An 11763-nucleotide genomic window follows, 5' to 3' on the forward strand; every position below is an offset into this window, starting at 1 on the left:
ACGACGTTGATAGGTTGGGTGTGTAAGCGCTGTGAGGCGTTGAGCTAACCAATACTAATTGCCCGTGAGGCTTGACCATATAACACCCAAGCAATCTGCCTACTTCGAAAGAAGCATCAGATTGCGGTGTGTGAAGACGAAAGAACCGAAAGTTCGACGCTCGCAAAACACCGAAAGCTATCACATTCCCAATTTGCTGAAACGTCGAAAGACGGTTCGGTACCCGAATTTCTTGACGACCATAGAGCATTGGAACCACCTGATCCCATCCCGAACTCAGCAGTGAAACGATGCATCGCCGATGGTAGTGTGGGGTTTCCCCATGTGAGAGTAGGTCATCGTCAAGATTAAATTCCGAAACCCCTATCTGCGTACGCAGGTAGGGGTTTTGTTTTTGGCCGCCGTGTAGGAGCGAGCTCGCTCGCGATGGTCGTCAACGACGACGCTAACTGCCTGGGGCCACGCGGTGTCCTGGCGTTCTTCGTCGGAACGCCGCCCGGAGCGAGCTCGCTCCTACAAGGTCAATTGTAAAAAAAACCACACCAACGTGACTCCACGGTTTTGGTATGGTGCGGCTCTTTGTTAACGGACTGAGTTTGCGCCCACGGATCGGCATCCCCTTTCAAAGAGTTGCTGCACAAGTGCCCGAACCGATACCGATCAAGGACCACGAAAAAGAGACATGCCTGGTCAACAAGAGACTCATGGCCTGCGCCTTGTTCGTTGCCGCTGTCACCTGTGCGCTGGTAGTGCGCATGTATGTCCTGCAAGTAGTCGAGTTCGACTATCACTCGACCATCTCCGAAAACAATCGTGTACATGTCCTGCCGATTACGCCCACCCGCGGGTTGATCTATGACCGCAATGGCATACTCCTCGCTGACAACCGCCCCAGCTTCAACCTGACCATCACCCGCGAACGTGCTTCCAATGTCAGCGAAGAGCTGGACGAAGTGGTAAATCTCCTGCACCTGCCCGCTGAAGACCGCTCGCAGTTCGACAAGGCCATGAAGCAGGCACGTCATCCGTTCGTACCCGTGACGTTGTTCTATGAGCTGAACGAAGAGCAGATTGCCATTCTCGCCGTCAACGAGTTCCGCCTACCGGGCCTTGATGTAGAGCCGCAGTTCGTTCGGCACTATCCATTGGGCGAGCACTTCGCTCATTCGGTCGGCTACGTCGGACGCATCAACGAGAAAGAGTCAAAGGCTCTGGATACGGTCGAGTACCGAGGCACCCAATCCATCGGCAAGACCGGAATCGAAAAATTCTACGAGGCGCAGCTGCACGGCCATGTCGGTTACGAAGAAGTCGAAACCAATGCTCAGGGCCGCGTGCTGCGAGTGCTCAAGCACACTGACCCGGTGCCAGGCGAAAACATTGTCCTGAGCCTCGACGTCAAGCTGCAGGAAGCCGCCGAGCAAGCCCTGGGCGATCGCCGTGGCTCGGTGGTCGCGCTGGATCCGTCGACCGGTGAAGTGCTGGCCATGGTCAGTAACCCGAGTTTCGATCCGAACCTGTTCGTCACCGGTATCAGTTCCAGGGAATACTCTTCGCTACGGGATTCCATTGATCGGCCGCTGTTCAATCGTGTGCTGCGTGGTCTCTATGCCCCGGGTTCGACCATCAAGCCGGAAGTGGCAATCGCCGGCCTCGATGCAGGTGTCGTCACGCCACAGACCCGGGTGTTCGACCCCGGTTATTACCAGCTACCGGATTTCGATCACAAGTACCGCAACTGGAATCACAGCGGCGATGGTTGGGTGGATATGGATGCAGCGATCATGCGTTCCAACGACACCTATTTCTACGACCTCGCACACAAGCTCGGTATCGATCGCCTGCACGACTACATGGCCATGTTCGGGCTCGGTGAGAAAGTCTCCCTGGACATGAATGAAGAGTCCCCTGGCCTGATGCCATCCCAAGCCTGGAAGCGCGCCACCCGTCGTCAGGCCTGGTTTCCAGGCGAGACGGTGATTCTCGGCATCGGCCAGGGCTACATGCAGGTCACGCCGCTGCAGTTGGCCCAGGCGACGGCGCTGATTGCCAACAAAGGCGTGTGGAATCGCCCGCATCTGGCCAAAACCGTGGACGGCGTCGCGCCGGTGGATGAGCATCCGATGCCGAACATTCTGCTCAAGGATCCGCGCGACTGGGAGCAGGTCAACCATGGCATGCAGATGGTGATGCACGATGCCCGCGGGATTGCCCGGGCCGCAGCGGCAGGGGCGCAGTATCGTATCGCCGGCAAGAGTGGTACCGCGCAAGTGGTGGCGATCAAGCAGGGCGAACGTTACAACCGGGAGAAAACCCGCGAGCGTAACCGCGACAACGCCTTGTTCGTCGGTTTCGCCCCGGCCGAGCATCCGAAGATCGTGATCTCGGTGATGATCGAAAACGGCGAGGCGGGTGGCCGCGTCGCCGGACCGGTCGTCCGGGAGATCATGGACGCCTGGCTACTCGATCAGGATGGGCATCTGAAGCCACAGTACGCTGCGCCGAGCAAGGTGCCGGGCGATCCTCACGTCTGAACCCACATGGCTTCATAGCACAGGCATCACGGCTGTTCATGCGTAGGCGAGGGCTTTTTCTTCCAGCAGTTCTTCATACAAGGCCGTCCATTTGCGACCCATTTCGTCCGCGGTAAACAGATTTTGATAACGGGCCTGTGCCTTCTCGCCCATTTGCGCCGCCAGCACCGGGTTTTCCCAAAGCGTGCGCATCGCCTCACGGAACGCCAATGGATTGCTCGGCGGCACCACCAGCCCGGTCTCGTTATGGATGTTGATGTAACTGGTGCCAGTGCCAATCTCACTGGAGATCATCGGTTTGCCATACATCGCGCCTTCAAGCAGCGAAATGCCGAAGGCTTCGGAGCGCAGGTGCGATGGGAACACGATGGCGTAGCTCAGTTGCAGCAGCGCCACTTTGTCCTCGTCCCCCAGACGCCCGAGGAAGTGAACATTGTGTAAACCCAGGGCGGTCGCCTGGGCATGCAGCTGTGCTTCCAGTGGGCCGGCACCGACAATCACCGTCGGGTAATCCAGGTCCTTCAGGGCGTCGAGCAGGATGTGCAAACCTTTGTAGTAGCGCATCACACCGACAAACAGAAAGAACTTGTCGCCGAGCTTTTGCCGCCAGTGGGCCGTTCGATCGCTGTCCGGCTGTGGGTAACCTGCCTTGTTCAATCCATAGGGGATCACTCGGGTCTTGTGCTCAAACTGTTGCAACACATCACTGGTGTGCAGGTAATTGGGCGACGCAGCGACGATCCGGTCGGCGCTGTGCAGAAAGCGATTCATCAGCGGCCGGTAAAGTTTGAGCAGGTGTTTCTGGCGAATAATGTCCGAGTGGTAGGTCACCACGCTGGGTTTGTTCAGGCCGCTGGCGAAGTGCACCAGGTCCATGAACGGCCAGGGAAAGTGGTAATTGACCACGTCGGCCTCGGCTGCCAGCTCGCGAAACTGTTTGAAGACGCTCCAGGAAAACCCGGTAGAGGCGAACTGAATGTCGAGTTTGGCCCGATGGACTTCGTGATGACCGAGCTGCACCACCGGCGTTGTCGGATCGGCACTGAGTGTCAGCACCTTGCCTTCAATGCCGTGCAGCGCACCGCTTTCGCACAACTGGAAAATCACTTGTTCGATCCCGCCGACCGAGTCAGGCAGGTACGTCTTGAAAAAATGAAGAACTCGCATTCAACCTCCCATTGCCTGGCGGTAAGCGCTGGCCGTGACTTGCGCGCAGCGTTCCCAGGTAAAAAGCCTTGCCTGTAGCAATCCGGCTTCTCGGCATGTCTGCCAATGCGCTAGATCCTCGATCAGACGACTCATTGCATCGCGCAAGCCGTCGGTTTCATCCGGTTCAACATAGTTACCCGCAGAGCCTGCCACTTCGGGCATGGCCGAACGACTGGTCAGAACGACCGGCGTGCCGCAGGCCATGGCCTCCAGCACCGGCAGGCCAAAACCTTCGTAAAGCGACGGAAAAATCAATGCCCGGGCGCCGGCCAACAGCTGCGCAACGTGCTCGTCAGGCAGATAGCCCAGCAAACAGACATGACCGCTGGCCAGGGCCTGGTGCAATTCTTCGCTGAACTGCTCGCGCTGCCAGCCGGCCATGCCGACGATCAGCAAAGGAAAACGCTGACGGACCGATTCCGGCAATCGGGCGTGGGCGCGCAGGGCGAGGGACAGATTCTTGCGCGGTTCCAGGGTGCCGACACAGAGGAAGTATTCCCGCGCTTCGACGCCATGGGTCTTGAGTACGGAGTCGATAGCCTCGGGGGACCGCGGGTGAAAACGCGCGGCTACACCGAGTGGGGCGACGACAAATCGCTCGGCCGGTAACCCGAAATGTGCCCGGGCTTCGTCAGCAATGAACTGCGAGTCGGTCAGAATCAGGCTTGCCTGTCGCACGCCGTCGGCCACGCGCCGTTCGATTTCTCGCAAGCGCGCCGGTGGCTGCGTTTCGGGATAGTGCAGGTGAGTCAGGTCATGCAGGGTGATGACTGTCGGACCGTCGAACGACAGCGGCCACAAACTTGGTTCGTGGTAAAGGTCGATGGCTTGCGCGCGGCCTTGATCGAAGCGTTTCTGCTCCAGCCACCGTCGGGCCTGATAGGCCCCCGGAATCTGCCGCAGCAATGGCGTCAGTCGGGAATAACCGGGCATGGCCGCTTCAGGCAGCACAGCACTCCAGCCCCAGCCATGAAACAGCGCCAGTTCAATATCCGGTTCACCCGCCAGGGCGTTCGCCAGTTCGGCGACGTAGTGGCCGATACCGGTGCGCGGGGCCTGGAGGATGCGGGCGTTAAGGGCAATGCGCATGCTGCCTCTCAGGCACCTTCGCATCGTTGTGCAGGTTGCGCTGGACGCGTCCGACCAGTTGCGCACTCGCCTCGCGCCAGCTCAGCCAACGCCAGTTATCCAGGTTGAGGGGGGCGGGAAATGCGCCACCGCTTTCCATGTCGGTGACCAGGTCGGCCAGGTTCTGGGGGTCGGCGAGGTCGAAATACGCCATGTACTCGCCACCGATTTCGCGGAACACCGGGATGTCGCTGGCCATGGCCGGCAGGCCTCGCTGCATGGCCTCCACCAGAGGCAAACCAAACCCTTCGACGTAGGACGGGAACACCAGCGATGTCGCGTGGGAATAGGCGTGTTCCAGGCTCTTGTCCGAAAGTGTGTTGAACATGAACAGGCGCTGGTTCAATTGCGGATGCTGGCGGATACGCTCGATCAGCGCCTCGCACTTCCAGCCGATCTTGCCGACGATGCACAACCGGGCCTTGGACCCGGCCGCCCAGGCGCGCTCGAACGCGTCCAGCAGATACGCATGGTTCTTGCGCGGTTCGATGGTGCTGACCATCAGAAACACAGGGTCCGGCGTCTTGAACATCTGCAGCAGCCCCGGGTCGACGGCGGACCGGGTATCGGTCAGGTCGAGTTCGGAGCCGAGGTGAAAGTAGTCGAACCAGCGTTGCTGCACCTGCGTGGAGCCGATCCTGCGGGTCATCTCCTGGCGAACCTGGTCGCGGATGGTGGTCGATATCGCCACATAACCATCGGCGGTGCGGGCGATCCAGTCGAACCATTCGTTGAACACCTTCACCAATCCTGCGTCGCAGAACTGCGGGTGGGTCAGGGGAATCAGGTCGTAGATCACCGAAATGATGCCGACCCCGTCACGCTTGAGTTGCTCGGCCAGGGGGAAGAAGTTGGCGTGCCAGGACGAATCCAGCAGCACCAGTTGATCGCCGGCGCGATGCTGCAACGGCACGCAGCGCTCGGGAACCTTCTGGCCCTTGAGTACCCGATCGAGCAGGCGCATCGGCAGGCTCAGGCAGGCGAACGCGGTGAGGCGACAACCGACATAAAGCACCCGGCGGGCGAACTTCGATGTGCTGAAAGGACGGCGCCGCTCCAGTGCCCGATGGCGCTGCCAGAACAGATTGGCGAAATGTTCCAGCTTCACCCGCAGGCTCACCAGGTCCACTTTGACGGTCGGCAAGGGCGCCAGGCTTTTCACCTCGAACAACTCGCCATTGAGCATCACCACCGGAATGCATTCACGCTGGGTGTCTGCGGCCGGCAATTGCTGAATAACATTACGAACGACCCGTTGAATGCCCGAGTTGACATCCGGGTGTTCGAAGACGTAGGTACATTCCACCAACAGTCTGGTCATCGTGTTTCCCCAATGGATTCCACCCGACTCTCACTGGAACGGGTCACGCTTGTCTGTGCTTGGAGCCAGGAGCAGCCCACGAAGTCTTCCTGGCGATTGTTGATCACGTGGAAGACCAGCCCGTAGTCACGCCATTCGAAATTGCGATCCAGGTGCGAATCCAGTCGCGACAGGCTCAGGGCCACCGAATAATTGCCCTTGCCCAGGCGCATGTCGAAGGCAAAACGGTAGGTGATGCGTTCGCCGGCACTCAGGTCGGTGAGGGCTTTGTCGACCCGGTGGGTATTGATGCCGTACATGGGCTGGCCGAGGCGATCCTTGATCATGAAACCGAGAATCAGCCGCTCGATGTCCTGATGCACCTCGACCTGCACTTCCAGGACCATCGCCTGACCGACTTCCGCCACCTCCACCGAACGGCCCTTGGGGTCAAGCAGGCGGACGCTGAGAATGCCTGCTTCGCCTGTCCCGGAAATGGTTTGCACCTGCCCGTTGGCGAGCATTTCCTGGCGCACTGTCTGGCCCTCGCGCTGGGCGAGCATGGCGTTGTAGTAGTCCATCACTTCTTCGGGCTTGCCGCGCATGGCCATGCGCCCGTTTTCCAGGAGGATGGCGGTGTCGCAGATCGACTGGATTGCCGAGCGGTCATGAGACACGATCAGCAACGTGGTGCCGGCCTTGCGGAAGTTGCGGATGCGATCAAAGCTTTTGTGCTGGAAGTAGGCGTCACCTACGGACAACGCTTCATCGACGATCAGGATGTCGGGCCGCCGCGCGGTGGCCACGCTGAACGCCAGGCGCATCTGCATGCCGCTGGAATAGGTGCGAACCGGATGGTCGATGGCCTCGCCGATTTCGGCGAAGCTCTCGATCTGCGGCATCAGTGCTTCGATTTCTTCTACCTGCATGCCTAGTAACTGCCCGGCCATGAAGGTGTTCTGCCGACCGGTGAAGTCCGGATGAAAGCCCATGCCAAGCTCCAGCAGCGCCGCCACGCGACCTTGCAGCCGGATGTTGCCGCAGGTGGGTTGGGTGGTGCCGGTGATCATCTTCAGCAGCGTGCTTTTGCCGGCTCCGTTGACCCCGACGATGCCCACGGCTTCGCCTGGCTGAATCTCGAAATCGACCCCTTGCAGCACCCAGTGCAGTTGATGTCGGGTGCGGGAAAACGGTACCAGCCATTCGAACAGCCGGCTCCAGCGATTCGGGTACTGCTTGTAGGCCTTGCCCAGGCCACTGACACGTATATGTCCCATCAGAGCTCGTCCACCATTTCACCGACACGCTGGCGGAACAGCCGCAGCGCCATCCCACAGAACAACAGGCCGATCACCAGCAACGGGACCAGCGAGCTCCAGTCTGGCCATTGGTTGTAGAGAAACAGGTTCTGGTAGCTGTTCATCAGCGCCGTCATCGGGTTCAGCTCGATAAAGTGCTGGATACCCGGCGGCAGGATCGACAATGGATAAACGATCGGCGTCAGCCAGAACCAGAACTGCAGGCAGATGCCGAAGAACTGCCCGACGTCGCGAAAGAACACGTTGAGTACGCCCAGAATCATCCCCAGCCCCGCGGCGAAGATCACTTGCAGGATCAGCAACGGCACCAGCGCCAGCAACGCCATGCCCGGCAGCCGCCCGCTGATCAGCAGGAAGCCGAGGAACAACCCCAGGATGATCGCGAAATTGATCCCGGCATTGAGAAGCACAATGACCGGCAGGCAGATGCGCGGAAAGCTGATTTTCTTCAGCAGGTTGGCGTTTTCCAGGAACATGCTCTGGCTGCGCGTCGTGATCTCGGCGAACAGGCCCCAGGTCAGCAGGCCGGCGCACAGGTAGACGCTGTAGGCCAACCCGTCATCCACGCCCGGCAAGCGGGCGCGCATGATGGTGGAGAAGATCACTGTGTAGACCAGGATCATCGACAGCGGATTGAGTACGGTCCACAAGGCACCGAACAGCGAGTTGCGATAACGCGCCTGAAACTCCCGTTTGACACTGCCAAGGATGAAACCCCGGTAACTCCACAGCGATTGATAAAGATTGCGCAGCATTCAAACCGTCCTGCCGTATTGATCTTCGAAGCGGACGATGTCGTCCTCTCCCAGGTATTCGCCGCTTTGCACCTCGATGATCACCAGGTCGATCACGCCGGGATTCTCCAGGCGATGCTTGTGACCGGCTGCAATGAAGGTCGATTCGTTCTTGGCCACCAGGTGCGTGCCGGTGCCGTTGTTGGTGACCTTGGCCATGCCTTCGACCACCACCCAGTGTTCATTGCGATGGTGGTGCATCTGCAACGACAACTTGGCGCCGGGCTTGACCACGATGCGTTTGATCTTGAAGCGCGGGCCTTCCTCGAGCACGGTGTAGGTGCCCCATGGCCGACTGACCGTACGGTGCAGGCGATAGGCTTCGTGCTCTTTGTCCTTGAGTTGCCTGGCCACCCGGCGCACATCCTGGGCGCGGTCGGCGTGGGCCACCAGCACCGCGTCGGGGGTGTCGACGATGATCAGGTTATTCACACCCACGGTCGCCACCAGACGGTTATCGCTCTGGACGAAATTGTTGTGGCTGTCGATGAAGATCGACTCGCCGACGGCGCGGTTGTTTTGTGCATCCGCCGGTACCAGCGCGGCCACCGCCCCCCAGGAGCCGATATCGCTCCAGTCGAAACGGGCGGGCACGACGACCACCTTGTCTGAGCGTTCCATCAATGCGTAGTCGATGGAGATGTCCATGATTTCGCCAAACAGGACCGGTGACAGTTCTTGTTGCACATCCCCGGCGTTTTCCACGGGAGCGCTGGCAGCCATGCAGGTTTGCGTCTGCTCCAGCAACGCGGGCGCATGGGTTTGCAGTTCGGCCAGCAGGGTGGCGACCGAGAAGCAGAACATCCCGGAGTTCCACAGGAAGTTGCCGCTTTCCAGATAATGAGTCGCGGTTTGCAGGTCGGGTTTTTCGACGAAGCGCCGCACGCTGGCAGCGCCTTTATCGTCCAGTGATGTGCCGGCTTCAATGTAGCCAAAACCGGTTTCCGGAGCGGTCGGTACCACCCCGAAGGTCACCAGGTGACCACGCCTGGCCAATGTCACGGCATGCTCGACTGCGTCCTTCAGTGCGTCGACATTGACGATCAAGTGGTCGGCGGGCATCACCAGCATGATCGCGTCGTCGCCATGCAGGGACTGCAGCGAGAGGGCGGCGGCGGCAATGGCCGGCGCCGTATTGCGCCCCGTCGGCTCCAGCAGGAAGTGCCCGCGATGCCGGCCCAGTTGCGCGTCGCGAAAGTGATCCTTGCTCTGGAAGTAGTACTCGCGGTTGGTCACCGTGACGATATCGCCCCAGCCGTCGAGCAGGTCCGCGGCCCGCCGATAGGTCTTGCCCAGCAGCGACTGGCCGTCGGGCAATGCCATGAACGGCTTGGGATGGCCTTCACGCGACACCGGCCACAACCTTGTCCCGGCACCGCCGGAGAGAATCACGGGAATCAGCATGGCCTACTCCTTGGCGACGCGTTTCATGTCCGCATCCATCATCATGCGGATCAAGGCATCCAGATCGGTTTTGGGTTTCCAGCCCAGCACACGCTGGGCCTTGGCCGGGTTGCCGAGCAGCACTTCGACTTCGGCCGGGCGGAAGAACGCCGGGTCGATCTTCACGTAATCGCGGTAGTTCAGGCCCACATGATCGAAGGCGATCCGGCACATCTCGCGCACGGTGGTGGTCACGCCGGTGGCCACCACGAAGTCGTCGGGTTTGTCCTGTTGCAGCATCATCCACATGGCTTCGACGTAGTCCCCGGCAAAGCCCCAGTCGCGCTTGGCGTCGATGTTGCCCAGGCGCAGTTCATGCTGCTTGCCCTGCTTGATCCGGGCGGCGGCGTCGGTGACTTTGCGTGTGACGAACTCGATGCCGCGCAGCGGTGATTCATGGTTGAACAGGATGCCGCTGCTGGCGTGCAGGTTGAAGCTCTCGCGGTAGTTCACGGTGATCCAGTGGCCGTACAGCTTGGCCACGCCATAAGGGCTGCGCGGATAGAACGGCGTGTTCTCGTCCTGCTGCTCGGCCTGGATCAGGCCGAACATTTCGCTGGTGGACGCTTGGTAAAAACGCGTGTGCGGGCTGAACTGACGAATCGCTTCGAGCAAGTGGGTAACGCCCAGACCGTCGACGATGCCGGTTGTCACCGGTTGATCCCAGGAGGCTGCGACAAAGCTTTGCGCGGCCAGGTTGTAGACCTCATCCGGCGCCGACTTGATCACCGCGCGCTGCACTGAACAGGCATCGGCCATGTCGCCGTCCAGGTAGACGATGTCCGCCTCGACGCCCATCTCGCGCAGGCGCCAGCGCGAGTCGCTGCTGCGACGCGCCACCAGGCCGTGGACTTTGTAGCCCTTGTCGAGCAGCAGTTTGGCCAGATACGCGCCATCCTGGCCGGTGATACCTGTGATCAATGCACTTTTAGTCATTCTTGTCGTACTCGCTTCTCCCAGTCGGACAGGATCGCCCGCAGGGATTGTTGTGTTGTGATTTCAGACTTCCATCCGGTGGTCTGGACCAGCCTGGCAGGGCTGCCACACACCCGACGCTGATCCGCACGGCGAAGTCGCGCAGGGTCCTGGACCAATTGCAGGTCGACCTGGGCAAGAACTGCCAACTGCTCGATCAAACTGCGAATGCTCTGCTCGTGCCCCGAGCAAATGTTGTACACCTGCCCCGGTGTGCCTTTCTCCAGCAAAGCCAGGTAGGCCGAGACCACGTCCGCGACATCAAGGAAATCGCGCGTGACATCGATGTCCCCGACCTCCAGTCGTGGCCCTTGCAGGCCTTGCTTGATCCGGCAGATCTGACGGGCGGCGCTGGCGATGACGAAGCTGTCTTTCTGCCCTGTGCCGATGTGGTTGAACGGGCGGGCGACCAGTACCGGCCAGCCTTCGCTCAGGCCCCATTGCAAACTCAGGAACTCTGCCGACAATTTGCTCACGGCATAGGGATTGCGCGGGCAGGGTGGCTGCAATTCAGTGATGGGCAGATGCTCCTCGGTGACCTGGCCATAGACATCACCGGAGCTGACGTACAGAAACGTGCCGGTGAAGCCGCGCGCCTTGAGGGCTTGCAGCAGGTTCAAGGTGCCCAGCAGATTGATGTTCAGGGTGCGCGCCGGATCACGAAAGGCCTCCGGGACGAAAGTCTGGCCGGCCAGGTGAATCACCGCATCGGGCATTTGCGGCCATAAGCTTTCGAGGCTGTCCGGCGCGGCGAGATCGTAGCGGTGGGGAACAGGCAGAAGCTCCCATTCCGAGGCATCCGCCTGCAACCGCGATTGGACGTGTTGTCCTACGAATCCGGTCAACCCCGTGACAAACAGACGCTTTTTCAAACAGCGACCCCTTGGTCATGCATTTCATCCAGTTTCCACAGTCTTCGTGGAAAGGTTTCACGAATCGATATGATCGCTCGAAAGACAGGTGAAATGTTTGTTGTAGTTGTTTGGTAGCCAATCTGTGCCATTTGCTCGGCAATTTCAACAAGTCCAAAAGTGACTGATCGGTTCTCATCAGCGTAGCCC

At 59.9% G+C, this 11763-nt stretch carries 9 protein-coding genes and 2 rRNA genes; 3 read left to right on the forward strand and 8 right to left on the reverse strand.

Going from position 1 to position 11763, the window contains the following annotated elements:
- The 3 genes from C8K63_RS26630 to mrdA form a co-directional block, all read left to right on the forward strand.
- Positions 1-79: ribosomal RNA gene (locus C8K63_RS26630) — 23S ribosomal RNA — on the forward strand; the annotation flags it as partial.
- A 152-nt stretch (positions 80-231) separates the two neighbouring features.
- Positions 232-347: ribosomal RNA gene (gene rrf / locus C8K63_RS26635) — 5S ribosomal RNA — on the forward strand.
- A gap of 294 nt (positions 348-641) precedes the next feature.
- A complete protein-coding gene (mrdA, locus tag C8K63_RS26640; RefSeq protein ID WP_108219400.1) occupies positions 642-2534 on the forward strand; it encodes a penicillin-binding protein 2 in 1893 nt (630 codons plus the stop codon).
- A gap of 36 nt (positions 2535-2570) precedes the next feature.
- On the opposite strand, the gene C8K63_RS26645 is transcribed toward mrdA, so the two are convergent.
- From C8K63_RS26645 to C8K63_RS26680, 8 genes are read right to left on the reverse strand one after another with little or no spacing between them, the layout of a single operon-like run.
- Complete coding sequence (locus tag C8K63_RS26645) at positions 2571-3701, reverse strand: glycosyltransferase family 4 protein (protein WP_108219401.1); 1131 nt, start codon at positions 3699-3701, stop codon at positions 2571-2573.
- Positions 3702-4832 (reverse strand): glycosyltransferase family 1 protein, encoded by a 1131-nt coding sequence (locus C8K63_RS26650; RefSeq protein ID WP_108219402.1) that lies wholly within the window; start codon positions 4830-4832, stop codon positions 3702-3704.
- Positions 4816-6192, reverse strand: a complete 1377-nt coding sequence (locus C8K63_RS26655) for a glycosyltransferase family 1 protein (RefSeq protein ID WP_108219403.1) — start codon at positions 6190-6192, stop codon at positions 4816-4818. Before C8K63_RS26655 ends, C8K63_RS26650 begins: the two co-directional genes overlap by 17 nt.
- On the reverse strand, positions 6189-7448 hold the full coding sequence (locus C8K63_RS26660; protein ID WP_108219404.1) for an ABC transporter ATP-binding protein: 1260 nt from the start codon (positions 7446-7448) through the stop codon (positions 6189-6191). Before C8K63_RS26660 ends, C8K63_RS26655 begins: the two co-directional genes overlap by 4 nt.
- Positions 7448-8245 (reverse strand): ABC transporter permease, encoded by a 798-nt coding sequence (locus C8K63_RS26665; RefSeq protein WP_108219405.1) that lies wholly within the window; start codon positions 8243-8245, stop codon positions 7448-7450. Before C8K63_RS26665 ends, C8K63_RS26660 begins: the two co-directional genes overlap by 1 nt.
- Positions 8246-9688 (reverse strand): mannose-1-phosphate guanylyltransferase/mannose-6-phosphate isomerase, encoded by a 1443-nt coding sequence (locus C8K63_RS26670; protein WP_108219406.1) that lies wholly within the window; start codon positions 9686-9688, stop codon positions 8246-8248.
- Between the two features lie 3 nt (positions 9689-9691).
- Positions 9692-10663, reverse strand: a complete 972-nt coding sequence (gene gmd / locus C8K63_RS26675) for a GDP-mannose 4,6-dehydratase (RefSeq protein WP_108219407.1) — start codon at positions 10661-10663, stop codon at positions 9692-9694.
- The gene (locus tag C8K63_RS26680) at positions 10660-11574 is read right to left on the reverse strand and encodes a GDP-mannose 4,6-dehydratase (RefSeq protein ID WP_108219408.1); all 915 of its coding nucleotides are present in this window, start codon (positions 11572-11574) and stop codon (positions 10660-10662) included. Before C8K63_RS26680 ends, gmd begins: the two co-directional genes overlap by 4 nt.
- Between the last annotated feature and the right edge of the window lie 189 nt (positions 11575-11763).

It is taken from the genome of Pseudomonas sp. GV085, assembly GCF_003050925.1.
Lineage (GTDB): Bacteria > Pseudomonadota > Gammaproteobacteria > Pseudomonadales > Pseudomonadaceae > Aquipseudomonas.